Origin of the sequence: Dyadobacter sp. OTU695, assembly GCF_038440355.1 — a bacterium.
GTDB lineage: Bacteria > Bacteroidota > Bacteroidia > Cytophagales > Spirosomataceae > Dyadobacter.
On record NZ_JASATN010000012.1, the window covers coordinates 233156 to 249454 of the forward strand.

The 16299-nt window shown below is 49.5% G+C and carries 15 protein-coding genes; 6 read left to right on the top strand and 9 right to left on the bottom strand.

The window, feature by feature from the left end:
* Positions 1-31: 31 nt before the first annotated feature.
* The 8 genes from AAHB90_RS21710 to AAHB90_RS21745 form a co-directional block, all read right to left on the bottom strand.
* Positions 32-2572 (bottom strand): ATP-dependent Clp protease ATP-binding subunit, encoded by a 2541-nt coding sequence (locus AAHB90_RS21710; protein WP_342087304.1) that lies wholly within the window; start codon positions 2570-2572, stop codon positions 32-34.
* 66 nt (positions 2573-2638) lie between these two features.
* A complete protein-coding gene (locus AAHB90_RS21715) occupies positions 2639-3298 on the bottom strand; it encodes a WbqC family protein (RefSeq protein WP_342087306.1) in 660 nt (219 codons plus the stop codon).
* A 105-nt stretch (positions 3299-3403) separates the two neighbouring features.
* A complete protein-coding gene (locus AAHB90_RS21720) occupies positions 3404-4030 on the bottom strand; it encodes an L-threonylcarbamoyladenylate synthase (protein WP_342087307.1) in 627 nt (208 codons plus the stop codon).
* Positions 4031-4060: 30 nt separating this feature from the next.
* Positions 4061-5053 (bottom strand): glycosyltransferase family 2 protein, encoded by a 993-nt coding sequence (locus tag AAHB90_RS21725; RefSeq protein ID WP_342087308.1) that lies wholly within the window; start codon positions 5051-5053, stop codon positions 4061-4063.
* A 120-nt stretch (positions 5054-5173) separates the two neighbouring features.
* Positions 5174-6106, bottom strand: a complete 933-nt coding sequence (locus AAHB90_RS21730) for a YihY/virulence factor BrkB family protein (protein WP_342087309.1) — start codon at positions 6104-6106, stop codon at positions 5174-5176.
* 13 nt (positions 6107-6119) lie between these two features.
* The gene (locus AAHB90_RS21735) at positions 6120-6539 is read right to left on the bottom strand and encodes an acyl-CoA thioesterase (protein WP_342087310.1); all 420 of its coding nucleotides are present in this window, start codon (positions 6537-6539) and stop codon (positions 6120-6122) included.
* A gap of 2 nt (positions 6540-6541) precedes the next feature.
* Entirely contained in the window at positions 6542-7579 is a 1038-nt protein-coding gene (gene mltG, locus AAHB90_RS21740) for an endolytic transglycosylase MltG (RefSeq protein ID WP_342087311.1), read from the bottom strand.
* A gap of 56 nt (positions 7580-7635) precedes the next feature.
* Entirely contained in the window at positions 7636-8715 is a 1080-nt protein-coding gene (locus tag AAHB90_RS21745; protein WP_342087313.1) for an Ldh family oxidoreductase, read from the bottom strand.
* 9 nt (positions 8716-8724) lie between these two features.
* On the opposite strand from AAHB90_RS21745, the gene AAHB90_RS21750 reads away from it, so the two are divergent.
* The 5 genes from AAHB90_RS21750 (at position 8725) to AAHB90_RS21770 (ending at position 14781) form a co-directional block, all read left to right on the top strand.
* Positions 8725-9450 (top strand): DUF502 domain-containing protein, encoded by a 726-nt coding sequence (locus AAHB90_RS21750; protein WP_342087314.1) that lies wholly within the window; start codon positions 8725-8727, stop codon positions 9448-9450.
* 88 nt (positions 9451-9538) lie between these two features.
* Positions 9539-10153 carry a hypothetical protein gene (locus tag AAHB90_RS21755; protein WP_342087315.1) on the top strand — a complete coding sequence of 205 codons (615 nt, stop codon included), beginning with the start codon at positions 9539-9541 and terminating at the stop codon, positions 10151-10153.
* Positions 10154-10176: 23 nt separating this feature from the next.
* Positions 10177-11412, top strand: coding sequence for a 3-phosphoshikimate 1-carboxyvinyltransferase (locus AAHB90_RS21760; protein WP_342087316.1), 1236 nt, complete (start codon positions 10177-10179; stop codon positions 11410-11412).
* 25 nt (positions 11413-11437) lie between these two features.
* On the top strand, positions 11438-13033 hold the full coding sequence (locus AAHB90_RS21765) for an FMN-binding glutamate synthase family protein (protein ID WP_342087317.1): 1596 nt from the start codon (positions 11438-11440) through the stop codon (positions 13031-13033).
* Between the two features lie 83 nt (positions 13034-13116).
* On the top strand, positions 13117-14781 hold the full coding sequence (locus AAHB90_RS21770) for a S8 family peptidase (protein WP_342087318.1): 1665 nt from the start codon (positions 13117-13119) through the stop codon (positions 14779-14781).
* On the opposite strand, the gene AAHB90_RS21775 is transcribed toward AAHB90_RS21770, so the two are convergent.
* On the bottom strand, positions 14768-15307 hold the full coding sequence (locus AAHB90_RS21775) for an NUDIX hydrolase (RefSeq protein ID WP_342087319.1): 540 nt from the start codon (positions 15305-15307) through the stop codon (positions 14768-14770). The genes AAHB90_RS21770 and AAHB90_RS21775 overlap by 14 nt on opposite strands.
* Before the next feature lie 76 nt (positions 15308-15383).
* On the opposite strand from AAHB90_RS21775, the gene AAHB90_RS21780 reads away from it, so the two are divergent.
* Positions 15384-16289: a DUF2911 domain-containing protein gene (locus AAHB90_RS21780; protein WP_342087320.1), complete on the top strand. Its 906-nt coding sequence runs from the start codon at positions 15384-15386 to the stop codon at positions 16287-16289.
* The last annotated feature ends 10 nt before the right edge of the window (positions 16290-16299 follow it).

Below are 16299 nucleotides of genomic sequence, written 5' to 3' on the forward strand. Positions count from 1 at the left end.
GCTACTTAGTGCTTTCAGAACGATGCAAAATCTAGTTTGCGAGTTCTTCTTCTTTTTTGCGAACACTGATAACGAGTTGTTCACTCTTTTCTTCATGATCGGCAACCAACACATCGCCTTCGCGCAGGTCGCCTTTCAGTATTTCTTCTGCGACGGGATCTTCCAGATATTTTTGGATCGCCCGGTTCAAAGGACGCGCTCCGTACTGTGGATCGTAACCTTTTTCGGACAAGAAATCCTTCGCAGCGATTGTCAATTCAATTTCGTATCCAAGACCTTTCACACGGCTAAACAATTTGCCCAGTGAAATATCGATAATGCGGTGCAGATCTTCGCGTTGCAGCGAGTTGAACACAATCACATCGTCGAGACGGTTGAGGAACTCAGGCGAGAATGCTTTCCGCAATGCGCTCTGGATGGTTCCTTTCATAATGTCGTCCTGGTTCTCGGATCTTGCTTTCGTAGAGAAACCGATTCCGGTTCCGAAATCCTTCAAGTCACGCGCTCCGATGTTCGAAGTCATGATAATGATGGTATTTCTGAAATCGACTCTTCTTCCCAAACCATCCGTCAAAATACCGTCGTCGAGTACTTGCAACAGGATATTGAACACATCCGGGTGCGCTTTTTCGATCTCGTCAAGCAGTACAACACTGTATGGCTTGCGGCGGATTTTTTCGGTCAACTGGCCACCTTCCTCGTAGCCCACATATCCCGGAGGAGCTCCAACCAGACGCGATACGCTGAATTTCTCCATGTATTCGCTCATATCGATACGCACCAGCGAGTCGTCTTTATCGAACAGGTAGGTCGACAATACCTTTGCAAGCTCTGTTTTACCTACACCGGTTGGTCCAAGGAAAATGAATGAACCGATTGGTTTCTTAGGATCTTTCAAACCTACACGGGTTCTCTGAATCGCTTTTACTAGTTTCTCAATCGGCGGATCCTGACCGATAACCTTCGCTTTCAGCTCGTCGGCCATGTTCAGCAATTTCTTGCCTTCGTCCATTGACACGTTGGTTACCGGAATACCGGTCATCATCGCTACTACCTCGGCCACATTGTGTTCGGTAACTGTATAGCGTTTCTGCTTGGTTTCCTCTTCCCATGCCAGCTTAGCTCTTTCGAGTTGATCGATCAGCTTTTTCTCACGATCTCTCAATTGGGCAGCCTCCTCGTATTTCTGGCTCTTTACCACCCGGTTTTTCTCCTGTTTGATGTTCTCGATCTGTTCTTCGAGCACCAGGATATCCTCCGGAACGGTAATGTTGCTGATATGGACACGTGCACCTACTTCATCGAGTACGTCGATGGCCTTATCAGGCAGGAAGCGGTCCGTGATATATCTTTCAGAAAGTTTCACCGCCGTGCTGATCGCCTCAGGTGTATAGTTTACATGGTGGTGATCTTCATATTTGTCCTTGATATTGGTCAGGATCTGGATCGTTTCTTCAATTGAAGTAGCGTCCACCATCACCATCTGGAAACGACGGGCCAATGCGCCGTCTTTTTCAATGTACTGGCGGTATTCGTCCAGCGTGGTAGCTCCGATACATTGAATTTCTCCGCGTGACAATGCCGGCTTGAACATGTTCGAAGCGTCCAGCGAGCCCGAAGCACCACCCGCACCCACGATCGTGTGCAGCTCGTCGATAAACAGGATCACATCCGGTGACTTTTCCAGCTCGTTCATGACGGCCTTCATTCTTTCTTCAAACTGGCCGCGGTATTTGGTACCTGCTACCAGCGAAGCCAGATCCAGCGTCACAACACGCTTGCCGAAAAGCACGCGGGATACTTTTTTCTGAACGATCCGCAATGCAAGACCTTCCGCGATGGCTGTTTTACCAACGCCCGGCTCACCGATCAGGATCGGGTTATTCTTTTTACGGCGGCTGAGGATCTGCGCAACACGTTCGATCTCTTTCTCACGTCCAACGATCGGGTCTAGCTTGCCAACTTCCGCCATTTTGGTTAAATCCCTCCCAAAGTTATCCAGGACAGGTGTACGGGATTTTTCAGCACCTTTGGATTCTTTACCGGAAGAAGAGCCACTTCCACCTCCAAACATTCCGCCTCTGGCTTCATCATCCCCGTCTTCGGTCTCCGGCCCCATATGAGGTCTGGATCCGGATGATTGATATTCTAACATTTCCTTGATGACTTCGTAGTTAACATTGAACTTGTGCAATATCTGGGTCCCTACATTGTCCTCGTCACGCAATATCGAAAGAAGCAAATGCTCGGTGCCGATGAGCGTGCTTTTGAAAATCTTGGCTTCCAGATATGTAATCTTCAATACCTTCTCCGACTGCCTTGTCAGAGGGATATTTTGTAAATTTTTTACGTTGTTTGTGGCTGCACCTTTAGTTGCCTGCTCGATCGTCTGGCGGACATCGTCCAGCGACACACCAAGTTTTTTCAGCAACCCTATGGCTACACCATCACCCTCACGGATCATTCCTAATAACAAGTGTTCTGCACCAATGTAATCGTGACCCAGGCGGAGGGCTTCTTCCCGGCTCATTGAGATTACCTCTTTCACTCTATTCGAAAATTTTGCTTCCATTGTGTAGCAATAAAAAGTGTTTATGTATTCTAAACGCTACTTGATCCCCGTTTGTTCAAAATAGCTTTATTGAGACTTACAGGATCTTAACAAAACACTTTTTGCTTCCGGCCCCATATTAAACAGTAAATCAACAATACTTAAATTCCCCACAAAATCATTCCCGAAGGTCTGGTAATAAGGCGCAGGGCTGTAATATTTATGCAAATTCGGCTGTTTTCTGTTGTTTATGAGTGAAATATCGTTTACTACGTGTTTTTCAGCGATTATTTCACCTGACAAATTGTACCGAATGTCCTTTTTTATACCAGTCAATCTAAGACAAATTGTCAACAATTCATAGTTCAAATCGACGAGGTATGCCAGCTTCTTTTCGTAAACGCGCATGAATTCATGGACGTAATACTCGTAAAACGGGGACTTTCCGTAGGCTGACTGCAGGCAACCCAGATGGCGTCTCGTCCAATCCTGGTTATAGTCGATCAAAATATCTTTCGTGGAGCTCGCTGCCTCATATCCTTTTACCGGGATCGTCAGCGTATCTATTTTATTGGTAGTGAGTACATTGCAGCGATTTCTGTAAGTCTGCTTCACATACCTCTCCTCAATATCGATGTAGACCCGGTCGTACTTTAATATACAGGTAAAATACTCTAAACAAGGCAGATACTGCAATTCAATCCGTACTTCCGTGGACTGATCCTCTTTAATCAAAAATTCTGACACTATCAAATATGGTAAAGGCTTATGATATTATCAAAAAATTTATAATAATTATTTTGCACAGTCAACAATGTTCAACAGCAACTTAAATCATTACAATTTTTGATCTCAAAGGAAGATACTTACATCGCCCAGGCCTTCCCGGATGATCTCGAAATCATCGCCATCCGCCTTCACAATCGTTGACGCGACGTTGCCTCCGTACCCCCCGTCAACGACCATATCGACTTGGTGCTGAAACTTCTCGAATATCAGTTCGGGGTCGGTTGAATACTCGATGATCTCGTCGTCGTCCCGGATGGAAGTCGTCACGATCGGGTTCCCAAGATCTTTTACGATCAAACGGGGAATAAGGTTGTCTGGCACCCTGATTCCAACCGTCTTTTTATTCGTATTCAACAGCTTGGGCACATTGCTCGTGGCCTCCAGAATGAACGTGTACGGTCCTGGAAGCACCCTTTTCATCGTTTTAAAAGCAGTATTCCCCACTTTCGCAAAGTCGGAAATGTGACTCAGGTCGTAGCAAATAAATGAAAAGTCATTTTTCTGAGGTTTAACACCTTTGATACGCGCTATTTTCTCGACCGCACGTGTGTTATAAATATCGCAGCCAAGACCGTACACGGTATCGGTCGGGTAAATCACCAGACCACCATTTCTCAGACAATCTACGACCTGACGGATTCGGCGCTCGTCAGGATTTTGAGGATAAATTTTAACAAACTCAGCAGGCATAAGGGAATTTTACTTTTTGAGTTAACAAAATCAAAATGCAAATCCTTCCTGCGGCGTCATTTTTTTTAAGTTTTCGATGTAGAACCTGTAAGCGAAATTCACCGGCAAATGCAGCCTGCACATCAGTACGATCAGCTCAGTCTGCAAGCCGGGATTCTCGATATAGTTCAATAACCGGCGAAACCGCACGGCCAATTCGAACTCCTGTGCGTACAGACATTTTCGAATAAATGTACGTATGCGCGCCGCCAAAAGATCGAACTCTTTCTGATCGCGGTTGAGATCATAAGCCTTGTTGCAAACCGCGTAATAGGATTGCAACATTCCGCTCCCCTTTTTGTAAACGCCCGTCGAAAGAGAAGTTTTGAGCACGCGCTTTTTGGTGAGGATTTCGTCGAGGTAGAAGTATTTGAAACGGACCGAAGACCGGACCCAGAAATCGAAATCTTCGAAGGCGAGGGTTTCGTCGTAGCCGCCCAACTGCTGTAATACGTTTGTCCGCATCATCATCGTAGGTGTGCAAATGAAATACCGTTCGAGGATATTTTTGTAAACATCTCCTGAAGGTACCGGGCAGGTTGCTTTTCCGATACTATCGGTCCCATAGTGATTATGCAGCAGTTGGCCGGCTTTTCCGATGTAACGCGCATTTGTAAATACGACGGCGTAGCTCTCTGAAAGCCCTTCGAATGCTTCTACTTGTTTTTCGATCCGGTCGGCGATCATCACGTCGTCGCCCGAAAGATCGATCACGTACTTGCCCTGGGCGATCGAAAGCCCCTGGTTAAATGCGCGGCAGAGGCCTACGTTGTGGCGATTGCGGATTACCTGAAAGGCGGGCGCCTTCCCTTTAAAACTCTCGATGACACCCAACGTGTTATCCTTACTCGCATTGTCGACAACGATCAGCTGGATGTATGGGTAAGTCTGGTAAAAAACGGAAGTCAACGCTTCCTCAATGTACTTTTCCTGATTATATGCCGTCAGGATAACTGTAACGAGTGGTTTTTCTAAGTTTGTCATGTCGTGCTCTCCATGCGGTCCCTTCAATTACGGTGGTGGATTCGGAGGGGAATAAGGGCACCGCAGCACAAAATTACCAACAACAAACGGGAGATGCCGATAATGTTATTATCCGGCAAATCACCGCTTTACCGCGCGCCTGGAAGTTGCATGGCTACGCGCCCGGGTGATGCTTGCATTGATTTCAAAACCCAGAATAATTACAAATGCAAGCAGATAAATCCAGATCATCAGCGCAATCATCGTGCCGATCGAGCCGTAGAGTTTGTTATAGGAACTGAAACGCGACAAATAGAATGAAAACCCGTAAGTAGCCGCGAGAATAAGAACGGAAGCGATCACCGAGCCGGCATTCACGAACGAGAATTGCCGCCCGTGCGAGGGACCGAAGCGGTAGATAATGGAAATCGTCAGCATCAGCGAGCCAAAGCTGATCAGGTAACGGGTGACGTTCAGCAGAGCAATCAGCCAGTTGTCGCGGATAATGTGCCAATCGCCGACGATATTCATCACGGCGTCACCCACGATCAGCAAAACCACCGAAAGCAAAAGCACCGCGATCAGCAGCAACGTCAGCAACATCGCAGTACCCCGGATCGCCAGGAACCCACGGGTCTCCGTGTCGTCATACACCATATCGAAAGCCCTCATAAGCGACATCATCCCATTCGTGGAAGCGATCATCGCGAAAATAAAACCGAGCGAAAGCACGCCTGAACGCGGACGACTCACTATATCCAGGATCGTCTGGTCGGTCGCCTCAAAAGTCCCGCGCGGCATATTATCACGGAGCATTCCGAGGATCAGCTGGTCCAGATTTTCAATCGGGATATAAGGAATGAGGGTAAAAAGGAAAATTATCCCCGGAAACGCAGCCAGTGTCAGGCTGTAAGCTACTGCCGACGCCCGCTGGTCGATCTCGTATTTCTCATTACTGTGAACCAGATTCAGAATGATATCATATAGCGATACCGTTCCCCGGAACAGCATTGTTTGCTGCAACCAGATGATAATGCGCTTGATTTGGCGGTTTCTCAACAGTTTTTCAAGCATAGCCGGCTGCCTATTATCCCTTGGATTCAAAATAGGGTTTCAGTTTTTCCAGCAGCTTATCGGGCGCCGGGCATAATTTGCCCGTATCCTTTCGCTGGAAAACAAGAGTAGTGTCGCCGGTATTGAGCAAAACGCGTTCCTGGTTGCGGATTTCGTAGACAAACCGGATACGCACTCCGGGCAGCTCCTCGATTTTAACCAGAATATTCAGCTCGTCGTCGTACCGGGCGGGTTTCAGGTATTTGAAATGGCTTTCATAAACCGGCATCATCACACCCTGGTCTTCCATGGCTTTGTAATGAAAATCCAGGCTACGCAAGGCCTCTACCCTGCCGATTTCATAATACCGCGCATAATTTCCATAATACACATATCCCATTTGGTCGGTATCTGCATACCGCACCCTGATTCCCTTAACTTCGTGAACAAACATCCTTACTTCATGATTTTCAACCGGTTCAACTCTGCCTGGTAAAGGCGCGCATTGTTGAGGTGGTCGGTATAGTTGGTGGCAAAAGCGTGGTAGTTGGAAAGGTCCGCTTTGGCGCACATATAAATATAATCGTGCTTTTCGTAGTTCAACACCGCATCCAGCGAGTTAAAATCCGCCACACGGATCGGGCCGGGAGGCAAACCCGTATTAACATAAGTATTATAAGGCGATTTGATTAGCAACATCTGGTTCAGGATACGTTTGATGCCGAAATCACCCAATGCGAATTTAATGGTCGGGTCAGCTTGCAAGGGCATATTCGCGTGGAGGCGGTTGATGTACAAACCAGCCACGCGAGGGCGTTCATCTACCTTTTTGGCTTGCTCCTCTTCTACAATGGAAGCCAGAATCGAAACCTGAACAGGTGTCAAACCGATTTCCTTTGCCTTGGCGACTTTCTCATCGGACCAATATTTCTTGTACTCGCTGTGCATGCGGTCCAGAAACTTCTCGGTGCCTGTGGTCCAGTAAATTTCGTAGGTATTAGGCAGGAACATCGATACGATGGTTGCCGTATCGAGTCCGTATTTATTGCAAACGGCAGGGTCGTTCAATGCTTTGCGGAATTGGTCTTCCCCGAATTCGAAGCGGGCGCCAATTCGTTTGATAAGATCTTCCTTCAAACGGATATTATTGAATGTCAGCTTCACGGCATCCTGGCTGCCCGACGACAGTTTTTTGATCACCTCGTAGTTGTTACTTTCGGGCTTGATCACATAGCGCCCAGGTTTCACTTTTTCCGTGTACTTTAAAAATTTAGCCAGAAACTGGAACGAGATATGGTCGTTGATGACCTCATATCTGTTCAATGAATCCAACACTGTTTTATAGGTTGCATTTTCGGGCACGAGCAACACGAAGCTCGATTTTTTGTCTACCTGCAAATTCGGCGTCCGAAAGATCTGCCAGAAGTAGAAGGAGAATGTGGTGGCGAGGATCGCGATGGTAACGAACAATCCTACTTTAAAGTTACGAGACATATTATTGGGCTCTCGGCTTCCGGCGATCGGCCGTCGGCTGTTTCTGTTTTTTTTTGTTACAAATTGATTTCAAATGGTATGCCGAAACGCTTCGCCAATTCGTCGAGTGACAAAACTACCGGTTCGAGCAGCTTGATACCCTTCACGCTGCGCTCCGCTTCCATTTCTCTTTCAGGATCGCCTGGGATCAGCACCTTTTCGCCGTCCACGGCCCGCGCGTGCCGGAACGCGCCGATCCATTTGTCCATATCTGCCTTAAATTCATCGGCTGGCCGAAAACCATCCACGCGCATTGCACCCAGGAAATGCCCGGTACCAAGCCCTACACTCTGCTGTACGCCCATAAAACCTGCGGTAGCGAACGGCGGCACCCACGGACCAAAGTTAGCGCCGGAAAGCACTCCGGAAAATATGTCGACGATGGCGCCAAGACCGTATCCCTTATGACTGCCATGCTCGCGGTCGGACCCGAGGGGCAGCAAGCCACCCCCGCTTTTCACTGCATTAGAATCCGTCGTAGGGTTACCGTCTGCATCCTGTGCCCATCCGAGTGGCGCAGGAAGGCCTTTTCTTTGTAGTATTTCAAACTTGCCGTATGCCACGGCTGTCGATGCAAAATCTGCCACAAAGGCAGGCTCTGTCAATGCGGGCACTGCAACGGCAATCGGGTTTGTACCTAATAATTTATCCAGCGAAAACGTGGGCGTAACCAGCGGGGCCGCATTGGTCATCGTCCAGCCGATCATATCCTTTTGCAATGCAAGCATCGCATGGTAGCCGGCAATACCAAAGTGGTTTGAATTCCTGACAGACACCCAGCCCGAACCAACTTTCTCCGCCTTTTCCATCGCAATCTCCATCGCCTTCGGTGCTACTACCAACCCCAATCCACGGTCGCCATCGACAACGGCAGTGCTGGGAGTTTCATAGGCAATGGTAACATTCGGTTTCGGGTTCAAACGGCCGTGATCGTACAGCCTTACATAACCAGCCAGTCGGGCAATGCCATGAGAATCCACACCACGCAAATCCGCGCTGACCAACACTTCGGAAGCAAGCCGGGCCTCTTCCGGAGAACATCCTATCGCCAGAAAAACTTCTTCGGTAAAATGTTTTAAATAACTGGCCTGATACATATACGTCAAATGAGTCAACTTCTTGTTAATTTTGCCGGTACCGCCAACCAGCGCGCCCTGCGTGCCGCAACTAGCCGTCCGCAACTAGCCGTCCGCGCCCGGCGTGCAAATATGGAAATTAAAAACTCATTCCTCAAACGCATCATCAGCTACTTCATCCGGGGACTCGTGCTGGTGGCGCCGCTCTATGCGACCCTGCTTATTATCTGGACGGGCATCGAATACCTCGACAATATCCTCCCCATTGAAGTAAATATTTCCGATCAGCAAACACTTTATCTTCCCGGCCTTGGTGTGCTGATCATCGTTTTCGGCATTATCCTGCTCGGCTTCTTTTTCTCGACGATCGTTCCGCAATCGTTTTTCAAGTTCACCGAAAGCATTATGCGCCGCCTTCCGCTGGTGAGTTTGATATACTACTCGATCAAAGACCTTATTCTGGCGTTTGTCGGAGATAAAAAGAAATTCAACCAACCGGTATTGGTCACGATGTACAAGGAGACCAACATCAAAAAAATAGGCTTCATTACCCAAACCGACCTGAGCCATCTCAAAATCGCCGACCATGTAGCAGTGTACATGCCACTCTCCTACTCGCTCTCCGGTGAGCTTTTCATTGTTCCCGCAGAGCATGTGACGCCGGTCGACGCGAAGGCCACCGATGTGATGAAGATGCTTGTATCCGGTGGTGTCTCCGTGAAGGTTTCGAAGGAAGAAACCGCTGAGGAAGACTAGTTTAACCCGTTTTTAATGCGCAACAATGCAACAGTAGTGCCCGTTTAAGAGAATGATTCCCTATATTTGATCCATTCTTTTAGTACTTATGAGACTACTCCTTTCCATTGTCGTTTTGCTGTTCCTGGGGAATATCAAAGCATGGTCGCAAGACCATTATGATCCCAAAAAGACCCTTTCCAGTGAAGAACTCTTTCTGAAACAGGGCAGCAGCAGTCGGGTGATCGCCACGCCGGGGCAGAAATATCTGGTGCTCGACGCTTCCCCCTTCATCGGCGGCTTTCACAGATACCGGTTCTTTCCAGGTGACAATATCAGGTTTCGGATGAAGAATGAAACGATCCGTTTCAACGAGACGATCGCTGCGGTGGACGATTCTTCCTTCACGATCGGAGTCATGAACGAAGCGGTCGGCCGGGTGGATTACCAGAGAATATTATTGGAAGACATTCGCCTCATGAAGGTTTCCAGAAGGATTCCATTCATTTCGCAGGCAGCCCCATTGCTTCCGCTGGCCGGTTTGATCTTTATCGGGGCCGATTTCTTCAATAAGGGCGTCGACAATAAACGCTACACGACAGACACTTCCACGCTCGTCATAGGCGGTTCCCTTATGGCTGCGGGGTATATTTGCTATAAATTCACATTCGCTTCCCTGAAAATCAATTCCAGGAATAAACTGAAAGTGCTCGAAACCTATTAATTGCAGAAACACCATACTCAAAAGTGAAATCCATTCTCGTTCATCCCCCCCAACACCCCATACGTGCAGAAATACAGCTTGCCGCATCCAAAAGTGAATGTAACCGCGCGCTGATCATCAATGCGCTCACCGGCTTCCAGTCGGAGCTGACGAACATTTCCGAAGCCCGCGACTCACAAACCATGCTCCGCCTGCTCAATTCAAATGATCCGGTTGCGGACGTGATCGATGCCGGTACTACCATGCGATTTCTGACAGCCTATTTCGCGGTGACCAACCAGAAAAAAACCATGACCGGCACGCCTCGCATGTGTGAGCGCCCGATCGGGATCCTGGTCGACGCACTGCGTAAGCTCGGGGCGGATATTACCTACGAAAAAGTGGAAGGCTACCCGCCGCTCCAACTGAATGGATTCAATTATTCTGGGAACAATGAGCTGACTATGCGCGGCGATGTGAGCAGCCAGTATATTTCTGCATTGCTGATGATCGCCCCACAGCTTCCGAGCGGTTTGAAGATCAGACTCGAAGGCGAAGTAGGTTCACGTCCTTACATTGAAATGACGCTGAACCAGATGGCGCATTTCGGCATCGAATACGTCGCCGACTGGCAGCACAATACTTTAACCATCCCGCCATTTAAATACCAGCCCAAACCTTATGCGATAGAATCCGACTGGTCGGGTGCCAGCTACTGGTACAGCATCGTGGCATTGGCGGCCGATGCGGAAGTGGAGTTGTTGGGATTGAAGAAAAACTCGCTGCAAGGCGACAGCGCCATTGTCGACATTATGCGCCACCTCGGCGTGGAAAGCGTATTCACCGATCGCGGCGTGCTTTTGACCAAAATTGCTCCGAAAGCATCGCTCGGCTGGGATTTCACCAACTGCCCTGATCTGGCGCAAACCGTGGCCGTTATCTGCGCGATCAAGAAGATCCGTCTTTCGCTGACCGGCGTAGAAAGCCTTAAAATCAAAGAAACCGACCGGATTTTCGCATTGCAGCAAGAACTTAAAAAGCTGGGCGCAGAGCTGAAAGAAGTCGAAAAAGACCATTTATACGAAGTAACGACCCTTACCGACATCCCTACCGATCCGGTGCCTTCCATTCATACCTACGACGATCACCGTATGGCGATGGCCTTTGCGCCCGTAGGAATGGTAAGCCCGATCCTGATCGAAGAGCCGGGCGTGGTCGTGAAATCCTATCCCGGTTACTGGAACGATCTCGCGAAGGTTACCACCTGGGAGGAAGTTTAAAATATTCATCATTTCGGAATTGTTTATGGAAACTGTCTGGTCTTTCCTGGCATCGGTGCCTGTTTGGCTTTACGTTATTGTGGCCATCGCCATCATCATCGCCCTCAGGGACATTTTGCAGCGAAAGCACACCATTCAGCATAACTTTCCGCTGGTAGGGCATTTCCGGTACATGATCGAGACGATCGGGCCGGAATTGCGCCAGTACATTGTAGCCAACAACCGGGAGGAGCTGCCGTTCAACCGCCGGCAGCGCTCCTGGATTTACGCTTCTTCCAAAAAGGAGAACAACTACCAAGGCTTCGGCACCGACCAGAATATGCAGGAAGCAGGCTATGTGTTTATCAAACCAGCTATGTTGCCCTACCGGGTGGACTCGACGCACAGCCATCACGTTAAAAACGGCAACGACCCGCATCATTATACCATTCCGAGCGCCAAAGTCATCGGCGCGCACCACGGTCGCAAGCGTCCGTACCGCCCCCGCTCGGTCGTAAATGTGAGCGCGATGAGCTACGGGTCATTGTCCGCCCGAGCGATCGAGTCTTTGAACAAGGGTTCTTTCAAATTCGGTAACTACCATAATACCGGCGAAGGCGGCCTTTCACCTTACCACAAATATGGCGCGGATGTGGTTTTTAATATGGGTACGTCCTATTTCGGCGTGCGCGATGAGGACGGAAACTTCGTGATGGAGAAGCTGGTGAAGCTGACACAGAACAATCCGACCGTGCGCATGATCGAGCTGAAATTGTCGCAAGGTGCAAAACCGGGCAAGGGCGGTGTGCTGCCAGCAAGCAAAATCACGGCGGAAATCGCTGAAATTCGCGGAGTACCTATTGGAAAGGACGTTGTTTCCCCCCCTTATCACAGCGCATTTTCGGATGTACGCGGGATGGTCGATTTTATTGAAAAAATGGCTGCCGCGACCGGTCTCCCGGTGGGCATAAAATCCGCAGTGGGTAAAACGGAAATGTGGGAAGAGCTGGCCGACCTGATGGTCGAAACCGGCAAAGGGCCGGATTTCATTACCATCGATGGCGGGGAAGGTGGTACGGGTGCTGCACCTCCCTCATTTGCGGACCACGTTTCGCTGCCGCTCGTTTTTGCATTTAGTACAGTTTACAAAATATTCCAGAAACATAACCTCAACGACAAGATCACATTTATTGCTTCCGGTAAGCTCGGGCTACCCGCGCAGGCTGTGATGGCATTTGCGATGGGCGCGGATATCATCAATGTAGCCCGGGAAGCTATGCTTTCGATCGGCTGCATTCAGGCACAGACCTGCCACACCAACCGGTGCCCTACCGGCATTGCTACCAATAACAAATGGCTGGAATCAGGCATCGACCCCGCATTGAAGAGCGAGCGGTTCAACAACTACATGAAGACGCTGGCGAAGGAAATCATCGAAATCACCCACGCATCCGGTTACGAGCACCCCTGCCAGTTCGGAATGGCGGATATCGATATTTCAATGGGAGATAACAACAAGACCATTACATTGGCGGACAATTATGGTTATCTCAAAACTGTCGTGCCATTTCCCGGCATCAACGCTCTGTTCGAATGCGATCACCTGGGCGGCCGTGACATACCGGGTGAAAAAGTAGCCTAGCCACAGGATAACCTCCACACTTTTGCCTTTGGAAAAGTATATGGAAAAAGAAGCGATGAACGTTGCTTCAAAAAAACACGTCCATGAAAAAAACTTTACTGCTTACAGCATTTACATTACTTCTTGCGCAAGCCGCTGCGTCCGCGCAGAGCAACCCGAGGTACCTGGTTCTGTTTAAAGACAAAACGAACAGCACCTATTCGGTCGACAAACCAACCGAGTTTCTCTCGCAAAGGGCCGTCGACCGCCGGAAAAAACAGAATATCCCTGTTACAGAAAATGACTTGCCGGTCAATGCCGGCTACCTGTTCGCCATCCGCCAGCTCGGCGCGAAAGTCATCTATCCCACCCGCTGGTTCAATGGCGCATTAGTGGAAGCTTCCGCTGCCCAACTGGCCGAAATCAAGAAAATGCCGTTTTACAAGGGCATCGAACTGAACCTGCCGGTTGCCAATATCACGTCCAAATCCCCCGGCATTGCCCGCACGGCCGCCACGCATCAAAAACTAGGCACCACGGCAGACATTGATTACGGCAAAATGAATAATCAGCTGGCATTAATGGACGTGGCCGACCTGCATAAAAAAGGCTACCAGGGTGAAAATATGCTCATTGCCATTCTCGACAACGGTTTTGCCAAAGGCGATGAAGTAGCCTATTTCAAACAAGTCCGCGACGAGAAACGTATCGTCGACACCCACGATTTCGTCGCCCGCGACGGCAATATCTACAACGATGGCTTCCATGGCCTGAACGTAATGTCTACGATTGCCGCTTATCTGCCGGGAACTTTGGTCGGCTCCGCATTCAAGGCCTCATTTGCATTATATGTTACTGAAAACAACTCCGGCGAATCTCCCTACGAGGAAATTACCTGGCTTATGGGTGCCGAACGTGCCGACAGCCTCGGTGCGGACGTAATCAACTCCTCGCTCGGGTACACCACTTTCGATGATGAGTTCGATACGCCTGCATACAACCACACCTACAAAGACATGGATGGCAAGACGACCATCGTGAGCCGCGCCGCGCGCTACGCTACACGCAAGGGCATTCTGGTCGTGAATTCGGCGGGTAACGACGGAAGTAACAGCTGGCATTACATCGGCGCCCCCGCCGATGTGGATTCGGTACTGACCGTGGGCGCGACCAACTACGATCGCAGCTATGCATCATTAAGCTCGACGGGACCTAATTCCGCAGGCGTCCGGAAACCGGATGTTTCGGCTGTGGGCGCGGGAGCCATCATTGGTGACTTAGTCGGCGGTGCTTCCAGCGGCTATGGCACTTCATTTTCCGCTCCGCAAATCGCCGGTGTTGCCGCCATTCTCTGGCAGGCGTTTCCAAACCTGACGGCACAGCAGGTTATTTATGTATTGAAGAAATCGGCGCACCTGGCTGCAACGCCCGACAATTTACTGGGCAACGGCGTTCCAAACCTGATTAAGGCCCAGGAGATCGCCCAAAACGAATTTTCTCCGCTGGGTACCGAAAGGGAACTGCTGAGTGCCGTCATTCTCTCTCCCAATCCGGCACTGGATCAGGTGACATTATCGATACCGCAAACGCTGATCGGCAAAATGGCGGATGTAAGCCTCTATGCGGCGAGCGGCGCCAGTTTGGATTCAGCAACCACCCGCCTTCATTCCAAACACACTATCGCAACCGGCCAGCTTGCATCGGGCCTTTATCTGGTCCGCCTTAAAGTCGATAACCAGGAAAGGACATTGAAATTTATAAAGCGGTAGTTTTTCTGACCATCCGCATAATTGACTCAGAGTCATTGGAATCCCCGACCTTCGAAACAGGTACCCATTGCACATCTTTGGATTCACTGTTCAATACAATCTCCTGCCCCTCGGCTGCTTTGAATGCAAAGCGGATGTCGTAATGGTAATGCTCGGGTATGTCTTTGTTGGCGGGAATTAAATGCACGTCCACGTCGAAAATGCCGTCTTTCAATGCTTGCAGATCGGTTATACCCGTTTCTTCCATTACCTCTTTCATGGCGACTTCTTTCACATCCGGGTCGCCATCGCAGTGCCCCCCGGGCTGGAACCAGCGGTCAAGCTTGCGGTGGTGCATGAGCAGTACCGAATCTTTTCCGGGCGAAAGCACCCAGCCCGATGCGGTAATATGGCCTTTCAGCAGGCTCCTTTCGAAACAATCGGGATGTTGTTTTACAAAATCGACGGTATCATTGTGCATTTCAGCCTCTAAGCCCTGCTCCGGCTCATACGATGCGAGCAATGCGAGCAAACTGTCCCTATTCATTTAGACTATCTGGTTTTTTCGTTCTAATTTCACCACAAGTTTAACTACTGAATGCAATAAACCACCTTATTCACAAATGAAAAAGTATCTATTATCCATGTCCCTCGCTGCCTTGCTGGCAACCACTTCCGTCGCGCAGCGCGTGCCGGCGCCCAGTCCCGCGGCTACTGTCATGCAAACCGTTGGCGTAACTGATTTCACCGTCAAATATTCCCGTCCGTTCATCAAAGGCCGCAAAGTATTCGCCGAGGGCTCTGCCCTTGCCCCTTACGATCAGATTTGGCGTACCGGTGCCAACATGGCGACCATCTTCGAATCCAGCACCGAGTTCACATTTGGAGGCAAAAAGGTACCGGCTGGCAAGTATGCATTGTTCTCGATCCCCAACGGCGCAGCATGGACGGTTATTTTGAATAAAGACTACAACCAGGGCGGTTCCGACAATTACAAAGAATCCGAGGACGTTGCCCGCACGATGGTCGTACCTACTTCGAATGAGTACAATGAGGCATTCAAAATCGAAATCGAGCCGGTAACGGATAGCACGGCGTTCCTGAATTTGTCGTGGTCTTCCGTCAACATCCCAGTTCCCCTCGCCGTAAACACCGAATCACTTACACTGACCGCATTGAACAAGGCCGTGGCCGAAAAGCCGGAGGACGTTGCGACTTTGCAGAGCACAGCAGGATACCTGCTTTCAAAAGGCAAAGATTTGCAGGTAGCGCTATCACTGGCCGACAAAGCGATTGGTTTGAAAGAATCATTCGGTGCATTGTGGACCAAAGCGCAAATTTTGAACAAACTCGGCAAAACCGCCGAAGCCATTCCCGTAGCGCAAAAAGCATTGACAGTAGGCGCAGCCGCACCGGACGGAGCTTACAACTTCTACAAACCACAGGTTGAAAAGGCCATCGCCGAAATGCAGGCCAAAGCCGCACCGGTGAAAGAAGCAGTTTCCACTGTTAAAAAGAAGAAGAAGTAATACAGAAGAA

Bases quoted from the DNA above. Each gene is read 5' to 3' on its own strand.
- AAHB90_RS21755 (WP_342087315.1), top strand. From the start codon at position 9,539: ATGAGACTACTCCTTTCCATTGTCGTTTTGCTGTTCCTGGGGAATATC.
- AAHB90_RS21720 (WP_342087307.1), bottom strand. From the start codon at position 4,030: ATGCCTGCTGAGTTTGTTAAAATTTATCCTCAAAATCCTGACGAGCGC.
- AAHB90_RS21780 (WP_342087320.1), top strand. From the start codon at position 15,384: ATGAAAAAGTATCTATTATCCATGTCCCTCGCTGCCTTGCTGGCAACC.
- AAHB90_RS21750 (WP_342087314.1), top strand. From the start codon at position 8,725: ATGAGTCAACTTCTTGTTAATTTTGCCGGTACCGCCAACCAGCGCGCC.
- AAHB90_RS21725 (WP_342087308.1), bottom strand. From the start codon at position 5,053: ATGACAAACTTAGAAAAACCACTCGTTACAGTTATCCTGACGGCATAT.
- AAHB90_RS21765 (WP_342087317.1), top strand. From the start codon at position 11,438: ATGGAAACTGTCTGGTCTTTCCTGGCATCGGTGCCTGTTTGGCTTTAC.
- AAHB90_RS21735 (WP_342087310.1), bottom strand. From the start codon at position 6,539: ATGTTTGTTCACGAAGTTAAGGGAATCAGGGTGCGGTATGCAGATACC.
- AAHB90_RS21745 (WP_342087313.1), bottom strand. From the start codon at position 8,715: ATGTATCAGGCCAGTTATTTAAAACATTTTACCGAAGAAGTTTTTCTG.
- mltG (WP_342087311.1), bottom strand. From the start codon at position 7,579: ATGTCTCGTAACTTTAAAGTAGGATTGTTCGTTACCATCGCGATCCTC.
- AAHB90_RS21710 (WP_342087304.1), bottom strand. From the start codon at position 2,572: ATGGAAGCAAAATTTTCGAATAGAGTGAAAGAGGTAATCTCAATGAGC.
- AAHB90_RS21730 (WP_342087309.1), bottom strand. From the start codon at position 6,106: ATGCTTGAAAAACTGTTGAGAAACCGCCAAATCAAGCGCATTATCATC.
- AAHB90_RS21775 (WP_342087319.1), bottom strand. From the start codon at position 15,307: ATGAATAGGGACAGTTTGCTCGCATTGCTCGCATCGTATGAGCCGGAG.
- AAHB90_RS21770 (WP_342087318.1), top strand. From the start codon at position 13,117: ATGAAAAAAACTTTACTGCTTACAGCATTTACATTACTTCTTGCGCAA.